This is a genomic window from Butyricicoccus sp. Marseille-Q5471 (genome assembly GCF_951230135.1).
Lineage (GTDB): Bacteria > Bacillota > Clostridia > Oscillospirales > Butyricicoccaceae > Agathobaculum.
This window is the reverse complement of the sequence record NZ_CATNVC010000002.1, coordinates 308,338-333,794: the sequence shown is the minus strand read 5'-3', so window position 1 is coordinate 333,794 and position 25,457 is coordinate 308,338. Positions and strand designations below refer to the sequence as shown.

Below are 25,457 nucleotides of genomic sequence, written 5' to 3'. Positions count from 1 at the left end.
TCCTTTAGTACTCCAGCGCCAGCTTGCGCGAAAGGTTCTTAAATTCCCGGGCAAGCTCCTTTTCGGACAGCGCCTTGGGGCTGACCACCGAGATATTTTGGGTGATGCTTGTTCCTGCGGAAACCGTTCGCCCGGATGCGCCGGCGCTTACGGAAAAGCTGGCGGGGATGGCGTTCTGCATCTCACGGGAGACAGAAGCCATCGCGTCCTCGAACCCCACGCCGATGCCTTCGCCCATGTTCCGGCCAAGACCGGCGAACAGCGTCGAGGGCGAATGGATGCCGAAAAAGTCCTTGATGCGGTCCACGATGCCGCCGAAGAAGCCGCTGATTTTGTTCCACAGCCACGCGCCCGCATCCGAAATGCCCTGCCACAAGCCCTTGATGAGGTTGCCGCCCACCTGCGCCATCTGCCCGATGTAGCCGGTGAACGCCCGGACGAGGCCCGCCACGATCTGCGGCACCGCCCTGACGATTGCCGCAATGACGGAGGGAAGATTGGCGATCAGCGAAACCAGCAGCCTGACGCCCGCCGTGATGATTTTTCCGGTGTTGCCGGCAAAGGCGCTCGACAGGGCGGCGACAATCTGCGGAATGGCGGAGACCACCGTCGTGATGATGAGCGGCAGATTCTGAATCAGCGCGATGAGCAGCTTCACGCCCGCTTCCACAATGAGGGGGATGGAAAGAATCAGCGCATTCACAAGGCCGTCCACAATCTGGGGAATTGCCGCCGTCACCGCCTCGATAATCTGCGGCAGGGCGGTCACCAGAGAGGTCAGAAGCTGAATGCCGGCCTCGATAATCTGCGGAATTGAGCCAATGAGAAAATTCACCAGCGCGGTGATGATGGCGGGAAGCGCTGCTACCAGCTGCGGAATGGCGTCGAGCAGTCCCTGCGCCAGACCGAGGATGAGCTGCAGCGCCGCTTCCAGCAGCATCGGAAGGTTGTCAATCAGCCCCTGCACGATGGTGGTCACGGCGTTTACCGCCGCGGGAATCAGTTCCGGCAGGGCTGAGCCGATGCCTTCCACCAATGCCGTCACCAGCTGCACCGCCGCGTCGATGAGGAGCGGCAGGCTGTCGATGAGGGCGGAAACGATGGTCATGACCGCGTCCACCGCCGCGGGAATCAGCTGGGGCAGAAGCGTCAGAAGCGTGTCGAGCACCTGCGTGAACAGGCTGACCACGGTGGACAGCAGCGTGGGGAGCAGTTCTCCGACCGCCTGCAGAATCCCGTCCAAGGCGGCAGGCAGGGCGGCGACGATGTTCTCAATCACCGGCGTGATGTTCTTGACCACGTTCTGAAACGCCTCCACCACGTTGCCGATCAGCAGCTGGATATCCGCGTCCGCGTCGCCCAGCCCCGCCGTCAGGTTGCCGATGGCCGACTGCATCCCGGCGATGGAGCCGCCGATGGTCTCCGTCGCTTCCTTGGCGGTAGTGCCCGTAATGCCCATTTCCGTCTGAATGACGTGGATGGCCGCGTACACATCATTCAGATTGCTGATGTCGTATTTCTGACCGGACAGCCTTTCGGCGTCGGCGAGCAGGCGCTCCATCTCGGTTTTCGTGCCGCCGTAGCCGAGTTTTAAATTGTCGAGCATCGTGTAGTTCTGTTTGGCAAAGCCCTGATAGGCGTCTTGGATGGCGGAAATGTCCGAGCCCATCTTATTGGCGTTGTCGGACATATCGGTAATCGCCGTGTCCGCCGCCTTTGCCGCCTTGGCGGTGTCGCCGCCGAGGGACTGAATGAGGCTGGCTGAAAAGCTGGTGACCGTCTCCATGTACTCGTTGGCGGACATGCCGGCGGTTTGGAAGGCGTTGGCGGCATAGTTCTGGACGGCCGCGCTGGAATCCTTGAAAAGCGTGTCCACGCCGCCCACCAGCTGCTCATAGTCCGCATAAGCGGCGACGACTTCCTTGCCGAGCTTGACGGCGGCGACACCGGCGGCGACCACGACCGCGCCCATCGCCACGCCGACGCCCTTTAAAACGCCGCCCAGCTTTTCAAACTTGGAACCGGACTTTGCCGCCTCGTCGCCGCTTTCCTTCAGTTCGTTTCCTAAATTGTCCGCGCCCTCGGTGGACTGGGAAAGCTCGCGCTCCATGCCGTTGAGCTCCGCCTGCGCCTTGTTCAGCTGAATCTGCCAGTTCTGGGCGCGGCGGTCGTTCTCGCCGAAGGAGTCGGAGGCGTTTTGCAGGGCGGCGCGCAGAGTTTTGATTTTCGCCTTCTGGGCGTCGATCTGCTTATTGAGGACTTCGTTGCGGGCGGCGGCCGCCTGCACGGATTTGTCCTGCTTGTCAAACTGGCTGGTGACCAGCGTCATTTCAGAGCCGAGCACCTTGAAAGACTGATTGATGTCCGAGAGTGCCTTCTTGAATTCCTTTTCGCCCTCCACACCGATTTTCAGTCCGAAATTATTCGCCATTTGCTGATCACCTCCTCAAAAAGGGCATGAAAAAGGAGCAGCCCGAAGGTTGCTCCTGAGTTAGTCTATTATTTACTTTATGTCACAAAAACAAATTTGGAAGGTTTACCAGTATCGTGTTATGCTATTAGGCACGCCTTTGAGGGCAAAGTTGTGCGGCAAAACAGCAAGTATATTCAAATGACTTTAGCAATCAATTGAATAAGATTAAAATACTGCCCATTTTCAGCCTCCATCATTTTTTTATCTTGTATGGCATAGGGATTAGGACTGGTAAGCCATTCATCCCATGCCTGTTTGCAGCAGTCCATTTCGCGGATATCCACGATTTCTATCCCCTCTGCTGCGCTCCACAAATCTTTCCACCAAGTAAGGGAGCGTATTGTCCTTGCCACCTCAGCACTCCAGAACGGCTTCATTACATCGGGAACATTTTTCCCGAATTCGTATTTTAGGCCGGGAATAGCCACGGCGATACAGCCGCCTTTTTTCACAAAAGGAATGAGAGACGGGAGCATTTCCGCCGTATCACCGAAATAATGATAGGCGTCCACGGTGAACAACAGGTCAAAATATCCGTTTGCGAAAGGCAAGCCTTGAGTCGCGTCTACGGAAATCGGAACAGTCTTATCATCAATCCCGATAGACCGAAAACGCTCATAGTTTTCAGTGGGCGAAATCCAAAGGTCAGCAGCGAAAACGGACGAGCCGTATTTTTTCGCTAACAAAAGCGTGGAGAGGCCGCACCCGCAGCCGAGGTCAAGGATTCGCATATTCTCATTGATGTTCAGGCGTGACGCCAATTCCTCTGCTACCCGCATGGCGTTTGGCCCCATCATAGTGGCTTTCAGAAACTCAGCATTTTTATCGTTAGACATAAACTGGTTTGTAAATGAATACATGGTATTTTCCTTTCTAATTTTGCCTTATAGAAAGAAAACAAAAAAGCACAGTATATTACTGCGCTACAAATTACACCATTAAAAAATGATGCTCGCTCAATCTGTAAGGCAGTTTTTTACAACACAAATAAGAGCAGAATACTGCTCACTTCATGCGTTTAACCAAAATCCTTACAGGATGACCGACATCAACACACCACTCTTTCTTTAGTTGAACTTATTATAACACAATCGTTATGTCAATGTAAAGAATTACTTTATCGCCTAAAAGCACACAAAATTTCAACCTCATCACAAAATTCTTGTTTATCTGTCCCTAACGGTATTGAAATATATCACAATTATCAAGATATATCAAATATCGTTAGGAATGATGTCATCTATCGTGACGGCCCGCTTCGGCCTTTCCATGCCGAGAAACTGCTTGTGACAGGCCCATAAATCCAGAAACAGGCCGAGGGGCATCAGCCAGAATTCCTCCGCGCCCATGCCCATCTGCACCGTTCCGTAGTAGAGCAGGCGCGTGAACACTTCTTCCGTGTTTCTCCCGCAGGGATTGTTCACGCGCCCTGTGTGTTTTTTGCGCCGTCTTCGCTTTCGCTTTCCACGTTCCTTGCCGTTCCTTTGAACATCGCCTCGGTGATGGCGTTTTTGTACGCCGCCAGATCCAGCGGCGAGGTCAGCAGTTCCACGTCCTCCTCGGTGAGCAGTTCCTGCGGTGCGTCCTTGTTTTTGAGGTTGTAAATCAAAATGGACTGATTTGCCAGCAGGGTGAGAAGCCAGACAATCTCATCCAGCGCCATCTCGAAATTCTCGGACTTCATCAGCTTTTCGCCGAGGTTCTCCAACCCGCCGTAGCGTCTGGCGATTTCCTTGGTGGCGCGGGTGGTGAGGATCAGTTCATATTGCTTACCGCCGATTGTAATCACGGCGGTTCGTTCGTTTTCCATGCGTCAGCCCTCCTTATTCGCCGGCCGGTGCTTCGGTATAGGTGGGTTCATACACCTGCCCGAACCAGTCGGTGATGGTTTCGGACGTAACGCCCGCGGCACCCTCGGAAACCTCCGCCTTCCACGGATGCGTTCCCTTGGTGTCCGGCTTGTTGCGGCGCATGACCGTGCCCTCGATGCTCGGCGTGGAAAAGGTGATGGAGTCGCCTTTTGTCTGCAGGTTAGTCGCAGGGATGCCGAAAATAACGCGGTAGAGCCAGAAGTACCGGTACTTGCCGTTTGCCCGCAGAGCGCGGAAGCCGATGGCTACCGGCGGGGCGATGTTTTCCCCGGCGGAAATGAGCACGCCGTTGTCGTCCGCCGCCGCGCCCGTGAGATCCTGCGCGGCGGTGATGCCGATATCGTCCACGCCCAGCGTCAGCTTGCCGGACTTGAAGTCCTTGACCACCTCCGACGCGCCGTCGTCCGCGTAAAGCGTCGCTTCGGCAAGCTCCACGGACAGTTCCGCCGAGATGGCCTTCGCGAGGATGACGGGCGTATCATAGGTTTCCTCTCCATCCTCGGCTTCGGTGATTTTAGCGTAATAGAGCTTATCCAGCCCAATAGTCGCCATAAATTATTCCTCCGTTTCATAAGACTGCGCCACATCAATGGCGTAGTGGTGGTAGCCGGTATCGTCCTCATGCCCGACATAGGTGCGTCCGATGACGGTGAAGCCTGCGTTCAAAAGCACCTGCGTAATCTGCCGTTTGCGCTGCAGGTAGTTGCCCTTGGAAAAGAGCGAAATGCGCACTTCAGACACATCCATCAGCGGCGCGTTGTCGCCGAACAGGGCGAAATCGTCCGTCAGCGGCGTCAGCACCAGATATTCGTCGGGCGGAACGCCGGAAAAAACGCCCGTCTCCACCGGAAGAATGGGTGTCAGAAGCGTATTCAGTTCCGAAAGCACGCTCATATTTTCCGCACCTCCTCGTCCAGCTTTGCCTTCACCGCCTCGATGCAGGCCTTGCGGCTCTGGGTTTTCGCCGGTTTGAGAAAGGGCTTGGGCGGCTGTCCGTGTTTGCCGTATTCGAGAATATTGGCGATTTTCGCATTGGAATTCCCATCGGAACGCGGTTCGGCAAAGCCGACCTTGATGTCCCAGCCGGAGCCGTCCCTCTTGGGTTTGGCGGGCGAAAGCCCCAGCGCGCCGACAAGTTCGCCGGTGGAGCGGCTCGGTTCTTTCGTGCCTTTCCCGACGACAGCGGAGAGGTTGGATATTACCCGCTCCAGCACCACCTGCCCGCCGGATTCCAGCACACGGGGCAGAATTTCGTCCGTCTTTTCATTCAGCCGGGAAACCTTCAAAAGAAAGTCCTCCGGCATTTTCATTTCCATTCGTGCCATCTCGTCCTCACAAACTCCTTTCCGCTACATCCGCCTGTCGTCGGATATCCGCTCCAATCCGTTTTTCGTCCTCTCCCCACAAAGTCTGCGACTTTGCAGGGTCCCCCTTATTCGCTCCCTTCCACCAGCTCGCACAGGCATTCGACATACATCCCGCGTTCGCGCACATCCTCCGCGCTGGTAATCCGATAGCACTTTTCTTCACAGACGATGAAGAGAGACGGGCTGACCTCGACGCCGGGAATTTTGCGGAAGCGGAACAGCACGGACGCTTCGGAAAACACCGCCATGTTCGCCCAGCGCTCCGAGCCGTTGCGCTCCTCTTTGTAGGCGCGAACGGAAGCAAGAACCGTGTCGCCGTTGGTAACAAAGCCGTCCGCATCCTTGACCGGTGCGTTGGAGATGATGTCGATGAAGCTGTTCATTTTTCCAAAAGACAATACAAGCCCTCCTTATCCGCGATGTTTTAAATTTTCCAATCCCGGTCAAGCCGCAGCAGCAGATTGACCGTTTCCCAGACCTGCCGGCCCGCCTGCACGGAATCGGCAAAGAAACCGCCCGTGGAACCGTCCCTTGATTCATAAAAATGGCTTGCCAGCATGATGACCGCCTGCTCGGTAGTTGCCGGCATCGTATTTTCTGTGTAATAGCCCGTCGAAATGTGCTGATAGCTTTCGGCATAACGGACGGCGGCGGTGATGTACAGCTGCAGAAGCTCGTCGTCTTCCGTATGCGAAAGAATCAGATTGGCTTTGACTTTTTCAAGCAGGGTGTCCATTCCCGCCGCCTCCTTTCGTTTTAATGCTTACGAACCCATTTGCAGAAGCTGGATGCCCTCGGCAAGAATGACCTTGCCGTCCACGCGCTCGGCGGCGATGAAGCCCACCTGCCCGTTTCCGGCGTAGAGTTCGTTCAGACGCTGCACGGTGCGCCCCATGCGGTCGGCAATCCAGTAGTTCGTGAAATCACCAAACGCAATGGGCAGAGCGCCCGCCTCCGCCGCCGGCACATATGGGCTGGTGTAGAGCGGATAGCCCAGCAGTCTGTCCGGCTGACCTGCCTGCACGGAGGGCTGCCAGAGGTACGCGCCGTTGGAGTCCTTCAGCTTGCGCAGGGCGGATACGGTGATGTCCTTCATGAGAAAGACCGCGTTTCTCCGGTAGGGGCTTTTAAGCGCGTAAATCAGGTCGATGAGATTGTCCACCGTGATGGCTGTCGGGGAGCTTGCCGTCACGCCCACCGTGCCGCCGCTTGCGGTGAAAATGCCCGTGGGCTGACCGGTTCCGGTGCCGACGCAGAAGGCTTCCTCTTCGGCAATGCCGAAGGCTCTGGCAAACTCCCGCGCGATGTAGCTCTCCAAATCGAACATGCTGTCCTGAAGCAGCTCCACGGAAACCTTGACAAGGTCGGTGAGCTTGAACGCGTCGATGGTTTTCTGCGCGAATGTGGGGTCGCTTTCGGTGTAGGCGGCGTTTTCCGCCGTCCACTGCGCGGTGGAATGGGTGGCGGCAATGGGAATTTTACGCTCCGCCGACGTGTTAATGGTTTTTGCAAGGGAGCGGATGATGTTTGCCTCCTCCAGACCGGTCACAATCTGGGTTTCAAATTCTGTCGGCACGAGGTAACCGCCGTCTGTGTCGGGGGACGTGCTCAACACGTTGTTGACGGGCGCTCTGCCGCGCAGAATGTTGAGAAAATCCGCGCGGTATTCGGAGGTTGCACGGGGAGAAGCGGGTTTTGCGCCTTGTGCGCCGGGCTTTTCGGTCAGCGGTGCGCTGGTGGGGCGGCTCATTTCCGCATCCCGTGCGACACGGTCCTCCTCAATGGCAATCTGCCGCGCCATTGCGTCCACATCCGCGAGCATCTTGTCGTAGGTTGCATTGTCTTCGGGAGAGAGCACGCCATCCTTAGCGCGCGCATCGAGGAACGCCTTTGCCGCATCCCATGCCTTTGCACGCTTTTCACGCAGTTCAAGTACCTTTTTCATAATCAAAAACCTCCGTTAAATGTATTTACGAGCCTGCAGCTTCTGCATGGCCTCGGTGATGGGAACGCCCGTAGGGACGTTCTCCGGCTTCTTTTCCGCTTTCGGAGCGGATTTCGGGATGAGTTTGTTCACGAGCGAATTGGTAACCGCCCTGCGAGAAAAAGCAAAAACGACATCCTCGGTGTGGCCGCGTTTCGCGTCCTCGAGAATGCCGTCCGCAAAGCCCAGCTCCACGGCTTTGTTGGCGTTCATATAGGTCTCGCCGTCCATGAGATGGGAAATTTTTGCCCGTGACTGTCCGGTCTTGATTTCGTAGGCGTTGATGATGCTTTCCTTGACCTCGGAGAGCATATCGATGGCCTTCTGCATTTCCTCGGTGTCGCCGATGGCAACGGTCAGCGGATTGTGTATCATCATGAGCGCTGTGGGCGCCATGAGAACTTGCGTTCCCGCCATCGCGATGACACTTGCCGCCGAAGCTGCGATGCCGTCGATTTTGACCGTGACCGCGTGCGGATAATCCATGAGCATCGAGTAGATTTGTGAAGCCGCCACGCAGTCGCCGCCGGGCGAGTTAATCCACACCACGATGTCGCTGTCGCCGGCCATCAGATCATCCTTAAACATGCGCGGTGTGATTTCATCGCCCCACCAGCTTTCATCCGCAATGGTGCCATCGAGGTAAAGGGTGCGGACGCCCAATTCATCATCGTTTTCCCAGTCCCAGAAATGCGTTTTATCGCGCGCCCGCACGGGACTTCGTTTGGTTTTGTCCATCTGAGGGTTCCTCCGTTTCTGTTGTAGTAGGCGTTGCAGCCGTATTTGCAAATGCACCCGCGTCTTCAAGCTTGGTCATCGCGCCGTTGATGAGATACAAATCGCCGCCGAGTTCGGCAGGGATGCGGTCGAGGTTTTCAAGCTCCCGGATGTCGTTGGCGCTCATCCAGCCGTTTTGCCTTGCGGTCGCGTAGCCTGTCATGCGGCTGGCGTAGTCGCCGCGAAGCAGACCGTCCACATTGAATTTTGTAAACACCGTGCGCTTTTCGCTGTCGAGGAGAAGCGACTTGTTCATTGCCTGCTCCCAGCGAATGACCCACGGGTCGAGCGTGTATTTCACAAACTCCAGCGACTGCTGCTCAATATTGGAAAAGCTCGACTTTTCAAGGTCTGCCAGCATATGCGGCGGCACCCTGAAAATTCGAGCGATTTCATTGATTTGGAATTTTCGCGTTTCCAAAAACTGCGCTTGTTCGGGAGAAATGGCGATGGGCGTATACTTGAGCCCCTCTTCCAGCACGGCGATTTTGTTGCTGTTGGAACTGCCGCCGAAGGTGGACTGCCAGCTTTGCCGGATGCGCTCCGGGTCTTTGATGGTGCCGGGATGTTCCAATACACCGGAGGGTGCCGCGCCGTTGGCGAAGAATTTCGCGCCGTATTCCTCCGCCGCCATTGCCAAGCCCACGGCGTTTTTCGCCATCGCAATCGGTGAATAGCCCACCAGCCCGTCGTACCCAAGCCCCAGCACATGGAGAATATCTGTTGGCGCAAATACAATATCTGCTTGCTTTGCCTTTCCGACCTCCGGTGCGTCATCGCTGCTTTTATAGTAACGGTAGTACAGCCGCCCCTGCGAATCTCTGTCCACCGTGACTCTGTCCGGCATAAGCGGGTAGAGTGCCACGACCTCGCCGCGCGCGTTTCGGATAATCTGCGCGTAGGCGTTCCCCGTCAAAAGCAGGTGATTCATCATAGTTTCCCGAAAGACAAATGATGTCATTTCGGGATTCGGCTCGTCATGCAGGACCCGCCACAGCGGATGATCGAGATATTTCTCCTTGCTACCGTCCGTTCCGTATTTGTAAACAAACAGCGGCAGGCCCGCGATTGCTTCGGATAATATACGAACGCAGGAGTAAACCGCCGTCATCTGCATCGCGGTTCTTTCATTGACGACCTTGCCCGATGTCGTGCCGCCCCACAAAAAGCTGCTGCCGCCGAGATTTTTAGCGGAAGGGTTGTGCGGCTTGTCGCGGGCTTTAAAAATGCTTTGTAGTATGCCCATAGGCTGTGTGCCTCCTTACCAAATGAGCAAGCCGCGCTTGTCGTAAACGCTCTCGCCCGTGTCGTTGCCGCACCGAATTGCCCGATCCAGCGCCATAATGGTGGCGATCGCGCCGTCAATCTTTTCGGTTGACTTTTCCTTATCCGCCTTAATGTTTCCGGCGGGGTCGGTGCGAATGAAGATGTTGTCCATCATCCACCGCAGGATCGGATGCCCGCCGTGGGCGATTTTTACTTCCAACGTCAGCTTCATCAGCTCTTTTGTCGGCGGGGACATATCCTTGAAGCCCTGTCCGAACGGAACAACCGTAAAGCCCATGCCCTCAAGATTCTGCACCATCTGAACTGCGCCCCAGCGGTCGAAGGCAATTTCACGGATATTGTAGCGCTCGCCCAGCTGCTCGATGAATTTCTCAATGTAGCCGTAATGGACAACATTGCCCTCGGTGGTTTGCAGAAAGCCCTGCCGCTGCCAGAGGTCATAATTCACATGGTCGCGCCTCACGCGCAGGCCGATATTGTCCTCCGGTATCCAGAAATACGGAAGCACGCAGTATTTATCATCTTCATCAAGCGGTGGGAAAACTAACACGAACGCCGTAATGTCGGTGCTGGACGAAAGATCAAGCCCGCCGTAGCAGACACGGCCTTCAAGCGCTTTTTCGTTTACCGGAAACGCGCAGGCGTCCCATTTATCCATCGGCATCCAGCGTACCGACTGCTTTACCCACTGATTCAGGCGCAGCTGGCGGAACGCGTTCTCCTCGGCGGGGTTCTGCCTTGCCGACTCAAATGCCGCCTTGACTTTATCCATGCCGACGGTAATGCCGAGCGACGGATTTGCTTTTCGCCACACCTTCGGATCCGTCCAATCATCCTCCTGTGCCGCGCCGTAAATAACGGGATAGAAGGTCGGGTCGTGCTTTCTGCCGTCGATGATGTCGAGTGCTTTCTGATGCACCTCCCAGCAAATGCTGTTCTGGTTATCGCCGGCGGTGGTGATGAGAAAATACAGCGGCTGCATTCTTGCATCGCCGCTGCCCTTGGTCATCACGTCATAGAGCTTTCTGTTTGGCTGGGTGTGCAGCTCGTCGAACACCACGCCGTGAGTATTAAACCCGTGCTTGTTGCCGACATCTGCGGATAGCACCTGATAGATGCTGCCGGTGGGCTGATAGATGAGCCGCTTGGTGGCGTCCAGTATTTTCACCCGCTTGGAGAGCGCCGGACACATCCGCACCATATCCGCAGCGACGTTGAAAACAATGGAGGCCTGATTGCGGTCAGCGGCACAGCCGTACACCTCGGCGCGTTCCTCACCGTCGCCGCAGGTGAGCAACAGCGCGATTGCCGCCGCAAGCTCGGACTTGCCCATCTTTTTGGGGATTTCCACATAAGCGGTGTTGAACTGCCGGTAGCCGTTGGGCTTGAGCGTGCCGAAAATATCCCGTACAATCTGCTCCTGCCAGTCAATCAGCTCGAAGGGCTTGCCCGCCCATGTGCCTTTGGTGTGGCAGAGTGCTTCGATAAATGCCACGGCGTAATCGGCGGCCGCCTTGTCGTAGGTCGAATCCTGCGCCTTAAAACGAGTTTGCTTGTATTTTTTCAGCTTTCGCAATAGCTGCCGCCTCCTTCCGGACATAAAAATAGACCGCCATCGGCAGTCCTTCAAAATTTGTCCATACGAGATACAGCCCCATGAAGGGCTGACCTCGGCTGTGTTTTTTCGGTGGTTTAGAATTTTTCGATGCGGACGTTATCGTCGGCGTCGAAAATGACCTTGTAGCGGGTTTCCGTTCCGTCAGTTTTCTTGGATATCAAGCGGATGCCGCCTTCAAAGGCGCGGTAGGCTCTGTCAAATTTCTCGCCCTGCGGCAGTTGGCTCTTGGCCTGTTTAAGCTGCTTCTCCGTCATGGTCGTGTCCTCCTGTAAGTTTGTGCTTCCTTGCGGCAGGTACATATTCGCTCTAAAAGCACAGAATAGCAAGGTTTATTTCGGGCATATACTACACGATTTTTCGGCTTGTATATGCCCTTGCAATTGTGTATTTTACAACCGTTATTCCTCTCCGGTGAGGATGAAGTGCGCGTATTCGCGGCGGTGTTCTTCCAGATAGATCACCAGTTCATAGAACTCCAGGTCATACGCAATGCGCTGCACAGCGTGGGTATCGAACATATTCGTGCGTCCGGTGTCACGGATAGCAAGAATTTGCTTCTTGACTGTTTCACTCATCGTCGCTCACCACCCTGCAGACGTCCGCACCATAGGCGACTGAAAGACCGCTCCCGTTGTCCCATGCAACCATCACGCTGCCAATGTCATCCACGCCGCGCACGGTGCCCTTTGTGCCGGACGGCGGTGCTTGCGGGTCGTCCATTTTGACAAGCTCCACACGGCTGCCGACCGGATACTGCTTGCGGATACGCTCCACAATTTCTCTTGACGGAAAATTATTGATCATTCTCCGTTTCCTCCTTCTCCTGCAGGCTCATCACATCGTCGTAGAGGTCAGCGTCTGCATTGATGCGTTTGACCAGCTCCTGCACCTTGGAGTTGCCGCTTTTGAACGCGCCGCTGCCGGTGAGATTCTTCAGCAGGATTTTCCGAGCCGCTTTGTACTCGTCACCGATGAAGCCGAGCCGGAGCAGAAAGCAGCGGAATGCGTACTTGTCGTTCTCGGTTTTCTTTTCCTTGGCGATTACACGCTTCTGCGTTTTCGCCATGCCGATGAGCTTGCCCGTGAAGTGTGCGTAGGCGCTGATTTCCTCCGGTGTCGGAAAGCCCTCAAACCACGGGAAGCTGACCTTCTCATCGTCAACCTCAATCGGCAGGGCGTCGACCGCCAGCGCTTTTTTGATGAGCGTTTCCTTGCTTGCCACCAGCAGATGCAGGTTTTCAAGCGCCGCGTCAGTGATGTCCCTCCGCGGGTAGGAAAGAACAAGGGAATCGGCAGACTCCTCGGTTTCCGCTTTAAAGCCCAGTTCACGCAGATGCTCGATGAGCTTTTCAATTTTCTCGCTGTCGGCGCTCCCCGCGCGTTGCGGATTGCGGTCGTCGAAGCTGACGGTGCCAATTTTGTCGATGGTAAAGCAGTCCACCTCATAGGCAAAGGTCGGAGCGCCCTTGTACGTTGCCGCGCATGCCATAAATTCCGCGATTGCCGTGACCAGCCGTTTGCGGTCGCTGCCTGTGACGTTGTACCTCATTTCCATTCTCCGTCCCTCCATCCCATGAAAAACAATACCGCGTCGGAAAACCCGGCACGGTAGTAGCAGTTCATCGTCTCGCCATCCACCAGAGAGTAGGCGTTTTCCCATTCGAGGTACGCCTGACGCTGCTCCGGGGTCAGCGAGCCTTTCAGTTTTTCGGTGCAGCGTTCAAACTGCTGATAAACTTCCTGCAAGCCCTCGTTGTCGCGGGCTCCGCAGTCGTCAATGCGCTGCTGGAGGAAGTCGTCGAGCGCTTTTTTCAAGTCGTTGTCGTGCATTTTCTGTACCACCTTTCAATTTGGTAGGTACATATATCACTCTAAACGCCTGAAATAGCAAGGCTTATGTGAGAGAAAAACGACATTCTCCGATAAGCACAAACCGGCGAAATCTGTCTCGGCGGGAAGTGTGTGTGGGTATTATGCCTTGGCGAGAAATACTCGGAGTCGTATTCCTGCAGCTTCAAATAATGCGCCAGCGCATAGTTCGTGCAGACGAGCTTTGGAGAGCGGTGTCGCTTGCACCTCAACATCAAGAATTGCTATTCTCACGGGCAGACACCTCCGCATAGGCATACGCCAGCCCGTCGCGCTGTACGGAAACCTTATCCGCCGAGCCGACCTGCTCGATGTAGCGTTTCACAATCACGTCGCAGAACTTTTCATCAAGCTCTATGGTGTAACAACTGCGGTCCGTCTGCTCACAGGCGATGAGGGTACTGCCGGAGCCGCCGAAGGGGTCAAGCACCAGCGTATTGCTCATGCTGGAATTCATAATCGGGTACGCCAGCAGCGGGATTGGCTTCATGGTCGGGTGGTCACCATTCTTCTTGGGTTGTCGAACTCCCAGATGGTCGTTTCCTTGCGACCGGTGTACCACCGGTGCTTGCCTTTTTTCTTCCAGCCGAACAGCACCGGCTCGTGCTGCCACTGATAGGGCGAGCGCCCCAGCACCAGCGACTGCTTTTTCCAGATGCAGCAGCCGGACAAAAAGAAACCGGCATCCGCAAAGGCTCTCCTGAAATTCAGCCCCTCGGTGTCGGAATGAAAAATATAGATACTGGCATCGTCCGCCATGACCGCCTCGATGTTCTGAAACGCCGCCAGCAGGAAATTGTAAAATGCGTCGTTTGCCATATTGTCATTCTTGATTTTTCCGGCGCTGCTCTCGTAGTTGACGTTGTAGGGTGGGTCGGTAACGACAAGATTTGCTTTCGCACCGGCCATCAGCAGCTCGAACGTGTCCGATTGGGTGCTGTCGCCGCAGACCAGCCGGTGCTGTCCCAGTGTCCAGACATCGCCGAGCTTGGTGATAAGCGGCTCCTTGAGCGCTGCTTCCACATCGAAATCATCATCGTGGATTTTGTCCCTGACCTTATCCTTGAACAGATCGTCCAGCTCTGCGGGGTCAAAGCCGGTGAGAGAAACATCAAAATCAGCCCCCTGCAAATCCGCAATGAGCAGCGCCAGCTTGTCCTTGTCCCACTCGCCGGAAATCTTGTTGAGCGCGATGTTGAGTGCTTTTTCCTTTTCCCCCGGCAGCTCAACCACCACACAGTCTACTTCTGGAATGCCCATATCGATGAGCACTTTTAGACGCTGGTGACCGCCAACGACGCGTCCGGTGGCCTTGTTCCAGATGAGCGGCTCAACATAACCGAACTGCTCGATGGAGCGCTTCAGCTTGTCATATTCGGGATCGCCGGGTTTCAAATCCTTACGGGGATTGTAGTCGGCGGGAACGAGCTGCTCCATGGGTATTTTTCGTATATCCATAATCATTTCTCCTGCTTCACGGCAGTTTCGCCGGTGAAATTTTCCCAGCGCTTGATAATGACATCGCAGTAGTGCGCGTCGAGCTCCATAATGTAGCAGGTGCGGTCAAGCTGTTCGCAGGCGATGAGCGTCGTGCCCGCGCCTCCAAAGGGTTCGACCACAACGTCATTTTCATCGGTAAAAGCAACAATGTATTCCGATGGGAGCACCACGGGGAAGGTGGCGGGGTGCTCGGCGCGAATCTTGCCTTTTTCACTGAGCTGCTTCGTGACCGACTCAAGACTGGTCTGCTCCGGCAGCTCCAGCAAGCTTTCCATCTTCTTGAATGCGCAGGTTTCATTGCCGCGCCGCGCAATCCGAAAGGAGCCGTCCGCCTGACGGATTTTGTTGTAGCGTCCGCCGGAGTAAATGCTGGCTTCCTTCTTGCGCCATGTCGGATTCACCGCCACCGGCTCTTTGCCAAAGCAGAATATCCATTCATGCCGGATGGGTATCATCGCGCTCTGCTGCCCGACGCTGCCGCAGGTGAGCTTATCCCACACGTTCCACGCCAGCAGCTTCAGTCCGGCTTGCTTCGCCGTGTCGATGTAGGCGTTCCAATAGGGATAGACCTCGCCGCCCTTACGCTGGATTCCGAGATTGACCGCTTGCAGTGCGGCAAACGGTTCATAGCAAGGCAAGAATTGTGCGATGCGGTTCACGCTCAATTCCTTGTCCCCGTTGTAGGTTCGCATATCGCTGTAGGGCGGCGAGGTAAAGAGCAGCTTACTTTTCTGCCCGTCCATCAGTCTGGCAACATCGCTTTTATCTGTGCTGCTGCCGCAGAGCAGCCGATGCCGGCCGAGCTGCCAAATGTCGCCGGGCTGGCATACCGTTGGCTCATCTGTATTGACCTCCGGCACAATATCCTGCACGATTTCATCATCAACACCGAGCATGAGCCCGATCTCACTGGTGTCGAAACCGGTCAGCGTGACGTCGAAGTCCTCCGCTTTCAAATCCGAGAGCAGGTTTTCGAGCTTTTTCGTATCCCACTCGCCGGAAATTTTATTCATGGCGATGTTGAGCGCCTTTTCGCGGGTGGCATCCAAGCTCACCACCACGCACTCCGCGCTCTCATAGCCGAGTGCTTTCAAAACGGAGAGCCGCTGGTGACCGGAAATGACCGTGAAGCCCGTCGCCTCGTTGACGACGATCAGCTCCACATAGCCGAAGCTCTCGATGGAACGCTTGAGCTTTTCAAATTCCGCATCGCCGGGACACAGCTCCTTGCGCGGATTGTATTTTGCCGGATTCAGCTCCGACAGCTTTAGGCTTCGTATATCCACGTCATTTGCCCCTCCTTGCATTGAGCAAGCGCTCCATTACGTCATCCTGCGGGTTTGCGCCGCTGTACTCGCCGGTGCAGTTCTCCTTGACGATTTGAAAAATCTCGTACCACAGCCGGTTGGTCTGATTCATGTAATTCTGACCCATCGCCACATACGGGCTTTGAATCGCGTTGCCCGTAGTCGGGTGCTTTGCCAAAAAGCCGTAGGTGGTGACCGCTTCCTCACACTGGATCCAGCGGGCGACGCTCATGGCGTAGCGTTCCAGAAGCTGCGGAGAAACCAGCGCCGCGCAGCCGCGCTCGTTCAGCCACGTCCATGTGTTTTTGTAAATCTCACCGGCGACCAGCGTCTTGCCGTCCTTTTGGACAGCTTCGAGCATTTTGTTCGGCTCCGGCATTGTCTGACCCTGAAGATCTGCAGCGCCGGAAAACTCCATGACCGTCAGTGTTCTGCCGCCGGGATTGCCGGCAGCGATTTTGTCGGCTAACGGCTTCTTTTTTGCGCCCGCGCCGACACGAGCGCCGCCTCTGTTGGTTCCGTCCTTCGCCAAAAACATCACCTCGCTTTGCGGCTATGCCTATTACCCCGTTTGAAACCGCGTTTTTTAACAGAAAGCCCCGCGCCGCTGTCCGCTTGAAGCAGCTTTAGAGATTTTGATACCCCCACCGGCTCACGCCTCGCGGTTATTTTTGTTTGCTTCCAGCGTAATGCGCGAGTGACACGCCTTGCAAAGCGCCATCAGGTTATGCACATCGTTGGTGCCGCCCTGACTAAGCGGAAGAATGTGATGAACCTCCTCGGCTGGTGTCAGCCGACCGGACTTCTTGCACGCCTCGCAGAGCGGGTGCGCCTTGATGAAGCGGTCGCGGATACGCTTCCACGCGCGGCCGTAGCGTTTATTTGTCTCCGGCTCGCGCTGGAAATGATTGTAGTGATAGTCCATCTGCTTTTGATGCTCGGCACAGTATTGCTCGCTTGTGGCGAGCCGACCGCAGCCGGGATAGGCGCAGGGACGCTTTGGTTTGTAGGGCATTTGATCCGCCTCCTTGCGGGCAAAGGAAAAGCCCTGCGGGATTGCTCCCACAAGGCTCTCTTGATTCTGTTTTCCTGATTATAATACTATCATAAGCGGCAGGTGTCTTTCAGTGTCTTTTTGTGTCCACTTCGGAAAGGGCAGGGATTTTGCAGTCCTCCAGCGCCCGTGTATGGAGCTTATGAATGTAACGTAGGTCGTAGCCCATGTCCACCGCAATCTTCTCCCAAGACAGAAAGCAGAGATAGCGTTTCTCCAAAAGCGTTTGGTACTCGGGATTCTCCACCGCTTTGATGACGCCCATGATTTCTTTTTTAAGGTCGACCAGCATGTCAATGTCGTGGTTGATGTCGGCTTGCAGATCAACAATCTTACAGACCGCGTCCGCCATGCGGGAGACAGAGGCGCTGGGATTGCGGGGCATGCCCGTCAGCACTGACGTACAGGTTGTTGCCAGCTCGTTCAGTGAATCGATCTGCTGGAGCTTTGACTTGATGCGCATATCCAGATAACGCGCCTGAGAAAGATAGGTTTTAGCAGTCATAGCGCACCTTCTCCTTTCTCAGCTTGGCAATCAGCATTTCCGGGTTGATGCTGGTCAGCGTGCCAAACCAGCCGGAACGGAAGAAGCGCTCGATGCTGGCAAGCTCCTGCTCGTCGTCGTGCAGCCGATAATCCTTAACGGCCTGCAGCACGATGGCGTTTGCCAGTTCTTCATATGGATTCATCATCTGTACCCTCCGATATTTTGTATTTCTCTCGGATTGGCACGGATTGTCATAGATTGTCTCAGATTTTCAAATCGGCCTTGACCGCATCGATCAGCGCCGCTTGTGTGCTGTCCTTCTTGGATAGCACCTTCAGAATCCGCTCGTCGATTGTGCCTTTGGCAACGATGTGCTGCACCACTACCGTTTCGGCGTTTTGCCCCTGCCGCCAGAGTCGGGCGTTGGTCTGCTGATACAATTCCAGCGACCATGTCATCCCAAACCACACCAAGACAGAACCGCCGCTTTGGAGATTGAGCCCGTGACCGGCGGAGGCGGGATGAATGAGTGCCACGGGCAGCTCGCCGTGATTCCATCTGCGGATGCTCTCAGAACTGTCCAGCTTGGAGAACGGGATGTGAAGCTTCTGCAACCGCTCGGTAATGCGGGCAAGATCGTGCTTGAACCAGTACGCCACCAGCAGTGGCTTGCCACCGGCGGCTTCGATGATGTCCTCCAGCGCATCCAGCTTCCGGTCGTGAAGATTCACGGTACCGCCGTCGTCGGTGTAGATAGCGCCGTTTGCCATCTGGCAGAGCTTGCCGGTGAGCGCGGCGGCATTGGCGGCGGTGATTTCTCCGTCCGGTAGCTGCAGGACGAGGTCTTGCTTCAAACCGTCGTACCGTTTACGCTCCTCGTCGGAGAGCCGGACGGTATATTCGCTGCTGACCAACTCCGGCATTTGCAAAAGGTCGGTGGAGCGCATGGAAATGGTGATATCGGAGATTTTGTCATAAATCCGCTGCTCTGCGCCGGGCAGGGGCTTATAGCTAAAGACGACCTGCCCGTTGCGCTTGTCAGGCTGGAAGTATTCAAGGCGGTAACGGCTGATAAAGCGTCCGAGACGTGCGCCCATGTCCAGCAGTCGAAACACCGCCCACAAATCCATCAGCCCGTTGCTGCTGGGAGTGCCGGTCAGCCCGATGATGCGCTTGACCGTAGGACGAACCTTCATCAGTGCCCGGAAGCGCTTTGCCTGATAATTCTTGAAGGACGACAGCTCGTCAACCACAACGGTGTCAAAGTTGAATGGCAGCTTGCTGTCCTCGATGAGCCACTGGACGTTCTCGCGGTTGATGATGTAAATATCGGCGGGCTTCAGCAGCGCCGCACGTCGCTCCGCTTCGGTGCCGACCACAATGGAGCAGATGAGGCTCTGTAGGTGATCCCACTTATCCGCTTCAGCAGGCCATGTGTCCCGTGCCACTCGCAACGGTGCGATGACCAAAATGCGGTGCGCCTCAAAGCTGTCAAATAGCAGGTCGTTCAGCGCCGTCAGCGTAATAGAAGTTTTGCCAAGACCCATGTCAAGCAGAACAGCAGCTATGGGGTGCTTCTCGATGTACTGGGTGGCATAGGTCTGATACTCATGTGGTTCGTATTTCATCGAGAATCCCTCCAATCTGCTGTTCATCATCAAGGACATACACCTTGAAGCCGATTCGCCGAAGCAGCCCATGTCTTGCAAGCTGTAACGGACGCGGTTTTTCTCCGGGAGCTTTTACCTCCACAAAGCCGATGTGACCGCCCGGTAAAAGCACGATGCGGTCGGGCATACCATCGAAACCGGGAGACACGAGCTTCGGCGCGATGCCTCCCATGTTTTTCACGGCTCTCACGAGCTTTTGCTCTATCTGTTTTTCTCTCATGCTGTACTCCCTCTGGAACAAGCGGAACAAGAAGAACAATGTTTCCTATACACGCGCGCAGGCTTGTATATACGCTCTATTACTACCTTATTTACTGTGTTTAGTGCCGATAGGTAAATTCTTGTTCTCTTGTTCCGCATTCTGTAAATCCTCCAGTTTTACAGGTCTTACCCCAGTAACGAGCTTCGGAACAAGCGCTGGAACAAGTCCTGTTGTTCCTTATTTTCTGGAATAAGTTCGCTGTTTTCCGTAGATGGGAAAGACGCTTGTTCCTTGCTTTGTTCCCGTATACTTCTCCCATGACTCCAGCTTCTGCATGATGGCACCGAGCTCATAGGAATCCGCTTTTTTCAGCGCTGCGGCGTCTTTGCCAAAGCACTCGCACCAGATTTCGAGATTACATACCAGCTTGCGCTGTACCGTGCCTTTTTTGCCGATGTCGCCGATACCGGTACCGCTCAGAAAATTACGGCGCTCGTAAAGGTCGAGCTCGTCCCAGTTCTCCGGCAGCAAGGTATCAAGGTATCCACGTACCAAGCCTTCGCGCTCATCCGTCTCCATTGCGTCTGCCTGTTCCGCGACTGCCAGAGCGGCATCTTCACCTTCAAGGTAGAGCTTCTCGCCATTGTGATAAAGCACCAGCGTCTCGGCCCATATCTGAGCAACTTCCTCTTTTGTAATCTGCCATGCCTTTTTATGGGAGCTACCGCTGACCGGAATAGGCCAAAAGCGACGGTTGCCGGTAATGTCACGCAGGAAACCGGACTCCGCATTGGTAGAGCCGACGATGATGCACTGTCTCGGATGGCTTTCAACATTCACGCCGTAGCTGGCACGATACTTGTCGTCCACACGGGAGATGAAGGACTTCACGGTCTCAACATCAGCCTTGCGCATTCCAGCGAGCTCACCGAGCTCCAGAATCCAATACCCCTGCAGTTTTTCGGGGCCCGACTTATCTCTCATATCCGTAAGCGTCAGGCTGTCGGAAAACCAGTCACCGGCTAATTTTGCGAAGAAGGTAGACTTGCCGATACCCTGAGGCCCATTCAGAATGGGTACGCTGTCGAACTTTGTGCCAGGACGATAAATCCGGGCAACCGCCGCGACCATAGACTTTCTGCTGACAGCCCGGGTGTAAGAGGTGTCCGCCGCACCGAAGTAGTCAATGAACAGGGTCTCCACGCGTTTAATGTTGTCCCATTCCGGCAATGCCTCCAGATACTCTTTGATAGGGTGATATGCCCTTTCGGCGGCTACAGCCAGCACCGCGTCTTTGGTTTTCGTCGGGGAATAAACGCCGTAATTATTTGACAGATAAACCTTGAGTGCAGCGTTGTCAGAGTCATTCCACCCGTCTTTGAGCTGATCCCAGGGTAGTCCGTCTTTCGCGTCAATACCGTCACGATGGCAGTTAAACGCAATATGCTGCAGGGCATCATCATGCCGTAGGATAAGAACGAGGTTATCCAGCGTATCCTTGACGTGCCCCTGCTTATCCAGCTCCAGACCCTTTTGCCAGTTTGCATCGGAGAAATCGGTGCTTGCTTGCTCCATGCGCTCTGCTGCAAGCTGCGCCTTTACATCGTCGTCCTTCACCGCGAAGTCCGTCATGGCTGCAAATGACTTCTTTTCATCATCACTGCCAAACTTGTGTATGCAGACAAGGTCAAACGCATTGAGCAGTTTCCCGCAAGCAGGGTCGGTCGCATGGTGGCTGTATGCGAACTTGTCATCGTAGATCACAACACCGGCGGTGCTTTCACCGGCGATATAGTCGTAGCGGCCATCCGAAACTGACGGAGCATAAACATCCGAGAGAAATTTGTCGATTGCCGCCGTGATACTGTAAGTACGGCAGAAAGCGCCGACTATGCCGGATTTGGCGAGAGGGTCCTCCTGCGGCTTCTGGCTCGGCTTGCTGACCTTGCTCTCCCGCGAGGTGGTAGGGAGCAAAGAGCAGTCCTGCCAATTCGAATGAGCCGCCAGAATTGCATCCGGATCGAGCAGCTCGCCGTCAAAGAACTCGCAGATGTATTCACCGTTGGACGGGCAGGTCGGCCAGTACATGAGCTGGTTTGGAATAAAGGAGCATTCGTCGAACATATCGATGCCGAGCTCCGCCGCCATATAGCGCGATATCGCCACAAACTCATCTGCGGAAACGTCTCTTGTGAATGGCGCGACGATGCGAAGACGGGGCGCTTCCGGCGTATGGCTGTGCGTGGAGTACACCGCGCACTTGAAGGTCAGTTTTTTCTCCAGCGCTGTGATGAACTCCGGCGTAGCGCTATCAATGTCGGGCGTCCACAGAGAGCGGCAGGCCACGTTCCCAACCTTGCGGAGGTTGTCGCGCAGATGTCCGCCAACGAAGCCGCCCTTATCTTTTATTTCGTCCCGCTTGGGCTTCGGGAGCTTGGCGTATTCCTCAGCAGTCTCCGTAGTGCGTATCGGCGTTTTCAATCGGTCGCAGATATCCACAAAGGACATCGTCTTGTTCGACCAGAACTTTGCCTGACGGGAATTGCCGAGCGCTATCTTTAATTCACGCATGTTCGATGACCTCCTCGCAGTTTTCGTCAAAAAAGCGCAAGCGGTAATCCTTCCACTTGGCGCGCTTGACTTCAGCCTCCATACCGGCTGAGATGGTGCTACCAAACACCCAAACTTCGGCGCACTTGCTCATGAGGGCGTTCCCGAAGAATAGCCCGAGCTGGCGTTCCGTGGGATTGCTGTCGTCGAGAAATTGCGGAAACAACAGGTGCGGCGCGACAGGTATGTAGCCCTTGTCCACGGCAAATCGGCTGTAGCGCTGTGCCGCCGCAACGTTGCCTTCCACATCACCTGAAAACGGTGAACAGATATACACAATAGGTCGAAAAGCCCGCAGCGCACGTTCTTCTCTTTCGATCATTGTCATAGCTTCAAAGGCAGTAGGGTCATAATAGCCCTCGCTGTTAAACTTGTTTATACTCATACAGCTATCCCTCACACTTTTCTTCCATTTTGAGTTTATACCATTCCAGATACCGCTTGCGCTGCTCATAGTCCGGCACTGAAACCAACAGGCCAACATCAACTTTCTGCAGAGCTTCAAGCATCGAGATTTGATCCTCGGAAAGATACGGGCGGATACTTTTGCTTTTCTCGATGCCATTGACGGCTCTGAACTGCTTTGCCGTCATACCGACAACGATGCGGTTGAGCATATCGCACTCGTTGGAAAAGTGATATGGCTTGGGATTGTCATGAAGCAGCTTAATATTGGCGGTAAGGAGCGGGAACTCCTGACGCGCCGAGACGAGCGTCCTAATGAAGCTCTCCATCTCGTTGAAGCGGCGGATATATAGTTCTTTGAACTCTGCAGCCTTTTTGCCGCGATACCCCATTGCGAGAAAAACGAAACCATCACGTGTCATGCAATAAGCTGGCTGCTTCTTGCCCTGCGCGTTGTGGTAACTGGACTCCTCAAAGTTTAGGAGTCGGAACTTATCTGAACAATCCAGTTCTCGTATGTCCTTCAGAACATTGTCATGACGTTTTTCAAACGCCTGTGCCACAAACAGACTGTCTACTCTCGCAGTATCATGGATGTCGGCAAAGATGCCATACTCGTCCCTTGGAATCAGTTCTTTCATACGGCACCGCCTTGGCTTCTAATTTTTCGGCTGCATTTGTCGCAGTAGACCGACGTTCCATACAGGTCGCATTCGCCATCTGAGAACAGCTCGGCAAGATCAACAATCACCTCGTCGCCGCAGCCAGGACAGTGGGTAAACACATTCTCGTCGGTAATTTCGATTGACACCTCCACGACGTCGGTAATCTTCTCTTTCACATAAAACATAATCGATAATCCCCCTTCAAAGTTCGGGCGTCACCGCCTCTCAGTACTCGCTGGACACAAGAGAGGCGTTTTGACGAAGGAAATCCAATTTTTTGTATAAGAAATCGGCACTAAGTCCAAATCTGGACTCGGTGCCGTCTTCTCAATCTTTTTTATAGAAATCCGTTTCGTAGCCGTCGGCGCGGAGCAGCAGTCCCTTCGCCCACGGCGGTGTTCTGCCCATCTGTTCGCAGACAGCGGAAAGCGACATCTGCGGATCTGCTTCAATGACCAGCTCGTCATGAATATGCATGACAATGGCGCAACGGCAAAGCGTCTGCATGGCAAACACGAGGATATCGCGGGCGGTCGCCTGAACGATGTTTTCCACGAGCTTCGGTCCATAGGAATCCAGCCGTTCCCACTTTTTTGTGCCGCCGATGCCTTCGTAGGTGATACAGCTGCCGCCGAACTTGTTTTCCCCGATGCGCGGTTTCACATAGGCAAGCCGCCGACCAGATGGCAGCGTGATAAAAAGCATCCCACTTCGATAGGAGAAGGCAATGCCATGCGTCGAATTGGTGTGCTTGTAGCGGACTGCCTCCATTGCGGCTTTATCCACGTCCCACCAGAATTTCACAATATGGGAATTGGATTGTCGCCAAGCATTCACCAGCGGCGGCAGCTCATCCTCGGTCAAGCCCATGTCAAGCGCACCCATCGCCTTGAGCGCGCCGACACTGCCGCCGTAGCCCAGCGCCAGCTCTGCGATTTTGCCCTTTTGCCGAAGATGCCCGTTGATGCCGTGTTTTTCGACGGGGACCTTGAACATCTGCGACGCCGAAGCGCAGTAGATGTCGCCGCCTTTGGCAAAAACGTCCTGCCGCCACTGCTCGCCGGCAAACCAAGCGATCACGCGGGCTTCAATGGCACTGAAGTCAGAAACGATGAACTTTGCACCCTTTTTCGGTACAAATGCCGTGCGTATCAGCTGAGACAGCGTATCCGGTACATCCTCGTAAAGCATTTTCAGCGCATCGAAATCGCCGTAGCGAACAAGAGCGCGGGCTTCAGCCAAATCCTCCAGATGGTTTTGTGGCAGGTTTTGCATTTGAATGAGCCGTCCAGCGAATCTGCCGGTTCTATTGGCGCCGTAAAACTGGAACATTCCGCGTGCGCGACCGTCGGCGCAGGCCGCATTCTCCATTGCCTGATACTTTTTCACGGAGGATTTGGAAAGCTGTTGCCGGAGAGCAAGTACCTCGGCAAGCTCCGGCGGCGCTGTTTTCAAAAGCTCCACCACAGCCTTTTTGCCAAGGGTGTCCGTTTCCAGTCCGTTTTCCGCAAGCCACTGCTTGATCTGCTGCACGGAGTTGGGATTGTCCAGCTCAGTCAGCTTTTTCATAGCCGCGGTCAATTCGGAGCGGGAGCGCCCGTCAACGGCGATAGCCTCTCGTACCAGCGTCATATCCAGCGCCACACCGCGGTCATTTATCTCCTGGTCGAGGTGGTATTCGTCCCAGATGCTATCCGGTACCGGAAACTTTGCGAGCTTTGCCTGAATGGACATTTCCGTTTCCACGTCGCGGGCGTTATACTTTTTGAACGCCGACCACTTTTCCGGCGCGTGATATGGGTAGTTGCGGGCGCGCTGCCCGTTTGCTTTTGTCGGAGCGCAGGGCTGACAGAAAAATTTGATGAGCTCTTTGCCCTCGGTGAGCTTTTGCTTTTCCAGCCCCAGCACCGCGCCGACGCCCTCCAGTGAAAGCGGCAAGCCCATCGTCGCCGCCCATACCATCGAGCACCGCCACGAAGCAGGGGCAATATATTTGCCGGTCGGCAAACCGATATACCGCGACAGACACACTCTTTCAAAGCCGGCGTTGAATGCCCATTTTGTCACGCTTTCATCCGTCAAGGCACCGAGAATGTCAGCCGGAATTTTCTCACCGCAGGCAAGGTCAACGACCTGAACAGGCCCGCCATCCACGCTATAACCGAACAGAAGAATCTCAAAGTCCGGTGACTCGACATATCGGTATACACCTGATTTGGCAAGGTTAACGCCGGAAAATGTTTCAATATCAATACTGAGTGATTTCATAGTCAACCGTCCTTAATAGAAACAAGGCGGCAAAGCAAGCTCT

The 25,457-nt window shown here is 54.9% G+C and carries 30 protein-coding genes and 1 pseudogene; all 31 read right to left on the bottom strand.

Features of this window, described 5'->3' with window-relative positions:
- Window positions 1-4 precede the first annotated feature (4 nt).
- The 31 genes and pseudogenes from QOX26_RS04120 to QOX26_RS03970 all read right to left on the bottom strand — a co-directional run bounded on the left by QOX26_RS04120 (window position 5) and on the right by QOX26_RS03970 (window position 25,414).
- Complete coding sequence (locus QOX26_RS04120) at window positions 5-2,431, bottom strand: phage tail protein (RefSeq protein ID WP_283673616.1); 2,427 nt, start codon at window positions 2,429-2,431, stop codon at window positions 5-7.
- A gap of 176 nt (window positions 2,432-2,607) precedes the next feature.
- The gene (locus QOX26_RS04115; RefSeq protein ID WP_283673615.1) at window positions 2,608-3,309 is read right to left on the bottom strand and encodes an SAM-dependent methyltransferase; all 702 of its coding nucleotides are present in this window, start codon (window positions 3,307-3,309) and stop codon (window positions 2,608-2,610) included.
- A gap of 378 nt (window positions 3,310-3,687) precedes the next feature.
- Complete coding sequence (locus QOX26_RS04110; protein ID WP_283673715.1) at window positions 3,688-3,897, bottom strand: hypothetical protein; 210 nt, start codon at window positions 3,895-3,897, stop codon at window positions 3,688-3,690.
- On the bottom strand, window positions 3,894-4,283 hold the full coding sequence (locus tag QOX26_RS04105) for a hypothetical protein (protein WP_283673614.1): 390 nt from the start codon (window positions 4,281-4,283) through the stop codon (window positions 3,894-3,896). Before QOX26_RS04105 ends, QOX26_RS04110 begins: the two co-directional genes overlap by 4 nt.
- Window positions 4,284-4,296: 13 nt before the next feature.
- Window positions 4,297-4,896 (bottom strand): major tail protein, encoded by a 600-nt coding sequence (locus tag QOX26_RS04100; protein WP_283673613.1) that lies wholly within the window; start codon window positions 4,894-4,896, stop codon window positions 4,297-4,299.
- A gap of 3 nt (window positions 4,897-4,899) precedes the next feature.
- Window positions 4,900-5,238, bottom strand: coding sequence for a hypothetical protein (locus QOX26_RS04095; protein ID WP_283673612.1), 339 nt, complete (start codon window positions 5,236-5,238; stop codon window positions 4,900-4,902).
- Window positions 5,235-5,669: an HK97 gp10 family phage protein gene (locus QOX26_RS04090; RefSeq protein WP_283673611.1), complete on the bottom strand. Its 435-nt coding sequence runs from the start codon at window positions 5,667-5,669 to the stop codon at window positions 5,235-5,237. Before QOX26_RS04090 ends, QOX26_RS04095 begins: the two co-directional genes overlap by 4 nt.
- A 107-nt stretch (window positions 5,670-5,776) precedes the next feature.
- Window positions 5,777-6,109, bottom strand: a complete 333-nt coding sequence (locus QOX26_RS04085; protein ID WP_283673610.1) for a head-tail adaptor protein — start codon at window positions 6,107-6,109, stop codon at window positions 5,777-5,779.
- Between the two features lie 26 nt (window positions 6,110-6,135).
- Window positions 6,136-6,447, bottom strand: a complete 312-nt coding sequence (locus QOX26_RS04080; protein WP_283673609.1) for a head-tail connector protein — start codon at window positions 6,445-6,447, stop codon at window positions 6,136-6,138.
- Between the two features lie 27 nt (window positions 6,448-6,474).
- Window positions 6,475-7,656: a phage major capsid protein gene (locus tag QOX26_RS04075; protein ID WP_283673608.1), complete on the bottom strand. Its 1,182-nt coding sequence runs from the start codon at window positions 7,654-7,656 to the stop codon at window positions 6,475-6,477.
- A 15-nt stretch (window positions 7,657-7,671) separates the two neighbouring features.
- Entirely contained in the window at window positions 7,672-8,433 is a 762-nt protein-coding gene (locus QOX26_RS04070; protein WP_283673607.1) for a head maturation protease, ClpP-related, read from the bottom strand.
- The gene (locus QOX26_RS04065) at window positions 8,393-9,718 is read right to left on the bottom strand and encodes a phage portal protein (protein WP_283673606.1); all 1,326 of its coding nucleotides are present in this window, start codon (window positions 9,716-9,718) and stop codon (window positions 8,393-8,395) included. Before QOX26_RS04065 ends, QOX26_RS04070 begins: the two co-directional genes overlap by 41 nt.
- A 15-nt stretch (window positions 9,719-9,733) precedes the next feature.
- A complete protein-coding gene (locus QOX26_RS04060) occupies window positions 9,734-11,335 on the bottom strand; it encodes a terminase large subunit (protein WP_283673605.1) in 1,602 nt (533 codons plus the stop codon).
- A 116-nt stretch (window positions 11,336-11,451) separates the two neighbouring features.
- The gene (locus tag QOX26_RS04055) at window positions 11,452-11,631 is read right to left on the bottom strand and encodes a hypothetical protein (RefSeq protein WP_283673604.1); all 180 of its coding nucleotides are present in this window, start codon (window positions 11,629-11,631) and stop codon (window positions 11,452-11,454) included.
- Window positions 11,632-11,775: 144 nt separating this feature from the next.
- A complete protein-coding gene (locus QOX26_RS04050; protein ID WP_283673603.1) occupies window positions 11,776-11,952 on the bottom strand; it encodes a DUF5049 domain-containing protein in 177 nt (58 codons plus the stop codon).
- A complete protein-coding gene (locus QOX26_RS04045; RefSeq protein WP_283673602.1) occupies window positions 11,945-12,181 on the bottom strand; it encodes a DUF4314 domain-containing protein in 237 nt (78 codons plus the stop codon). The genes QOX26_RS04050 and QOX26_RS04045 overlap by 8 nt, the downstream gene beginning before the upstream one ends.
- Window positions 12,171-12,932, bottom strand: coding sequence for a virulence protein (locus QOX26_RS04040; protein ID WP_283673601.1), 762 nt, complete (start codon window positions 12,930-12,932; stop codon window positions 12,171-12,173). Before QOX26_RS04040 ends, QOX26_RS04045 begins: the two co-directional genes overlap by 11 nt.
- Window positions 12,923-13,207 (bottom strand): hypothetical protein, encoded by a 285-nt coding sequence (locus QOX26_RS04035; protein WP_283673600.1) that lies wholly within the window; start codon window positions 13,205-13,207, stop codon window positions 12,923-12,925. Before QOX26_RS04035 ends, QOX26_RS04040 begins: the two co-directional genes overlap by 10 nt.
- A gap of 253 nt (window positions 13,208-13,460) precedes the next feature.
- Window positions 13,461-14,704 (bottom strand): annotated as a pseudogene (locus QOX26_RS04030) (site-specific DNA-methyltransferase).
- A gap of 2 nt (window positions 14,705-14,706) precedes the next feature.
- Window positions 14,707-16,032, bottom strand: coding sequence for a site-specific DNA-methyltransferase (locus tag QOX26_RS04025; protein ID WP_283673599.1), 1,326 nt, complete (start codon window positions 16,030-16,032; stop codon window positions 14,707-14,709).
- Window position 16,033: 1 nt separating this feature from the next.
- The gene (locus QOX26_RS04020; RefSeq protein ID WP_283673598.1) at window positions 16,034-16,585 is read right to left on the bottom strand and encodes a P27 family phage terminase small subunit; all 552 of its coding nucleotides are present in this window, start codon (window positions 16,583-16,585) and stop codon (window positions 16,034-16,036) included.
- A 120-nt stretch (window positions 16,586-16,705) separates the two neighbouring features.
- Complete coding sequence (locus tag QOX26_RS04015) at window positions 16,706-17,068, bottom strand: HNH endonuclease (protein ID WP_283673597.1); 363 nt, start codon at window positions 17,066-17,068, stop codon at window positions 16,706-16,708.
- Between the two features lie 109 nt (window positions 17,069-17,177).
- Entirely contained in the window at window positions 17,178-17,612 is a 435-nt protein-coding gene (locus QOX26_RS04010; protein ID WP_283673596.1) for a hypothetical protein, read from the bottom strand.
- Window positions 17,602-17,799: a hypothetical protein gene (locus QOX26_RS04005; protein WP_283673595.1), complete on the bottom strand. Its 198-nt coding sequence runs from the start codon at window positions 17,797-17,799 to the stop codon at window positions 17,602-17,604. The genes QOX26_RS04010 and QOX26_RS04005 overlap by 11 nt, the downstream gene beginning before the upstream one ends.
- Before the next feature lie 58 nt (window positions 17,800-17,857).
- Complete coding sequence (locus QOX26_RS04000; protein WP_283673594.1) at window positions 17,858-19,222, bottom strand: DEAD/DEAH box helicase; 1,365 nt, start codon at window positions 19,220-19,222, stop codon at window positions 17,858-17,860.
- Window positions 19,203-19,484, bottom strand: coding sequence for a VRR-NUC domain-containing protein (locus QOX26_RS03995; RefSeq protein ID WP_283673593.1), 282 nt, complete (start codon window positions 19,482-19,484; stop codon window positions 19,203-19,205). The genes QOX26_RS04000 and QOX26_RS03995 overlap by 20 nt, the downstream gene beginning before the upstream one ends.
- A 219-nt stretch (window positions 19,485-19,703) precedes the next feature.
- The gene (locus QOX26_RS03990; RefSeq protein ID WP_283673592.1) at window positions 19,704-22,037 is read right to left on the bottom strand and encodes a virulence-associated E family protein; all 2,334 of its coding nucleotides are present in this window, start codon (window positions 22,035-22,037) and stop codon (window positions 19,704-19,706) included.
- A complete protein-coding gene (locus QOX26_RS03985; RefSeq protein WP_283673591.1) occupies window positions 22,030-22,461 on the bottom strand; it encodes a DUF7768 domain-containing protein in 432 nt (143 codons plus the stop codon). The genes QOX26_RS03990 and QOX26_RS03985 overlap by 8 nt, the downstream gene beginning before the upstream one ends.
- A 4-nt stretch (window positions 22,462-22,465) precedes the next feature.
- Entirely contained in the window at window positions 22,466-23,122 is a 657-nt protein-coding gene (locus QOX26_RS03980) for a Rha family transcriptional regulator (RefSeq protein WP_283673590.1), read from the bottom strand.
- Window positions 23,119-23,331 carry a hypothetical protein gene (locus QOX26_RS03975; RefSeq protein ID WP_283673589.1) on the bottom strand — a complete coding sequence of 71 codons (213 nt, stop codon included), beginning with the start codon at window positions 23,329-23,331 and terminating at the stop codon, window positions 23,119-23,121. Before QOX26_RS03975 ends, QOX26_RS03980 begins: the two co-directional genes overlap by 4 nt.
- Window positions 23,332-23,473: 142 nt before the next feature.
- Window positions 23,474-25,414 carry a DNA polymerase gene (locus QOX26_RS03970; protein ID WP_283673588.1) on the bottom strand — a complete coding sequence of 647 codons (1,941 nt, stop codon included), beginning with the start codon at window positions 25,412-25,414 and terminating at the stop codon, window positions 23,474-23,476.
- Between the last annotated feature and the right edge of the window lie 43 nt (window positions 25,415-25,457).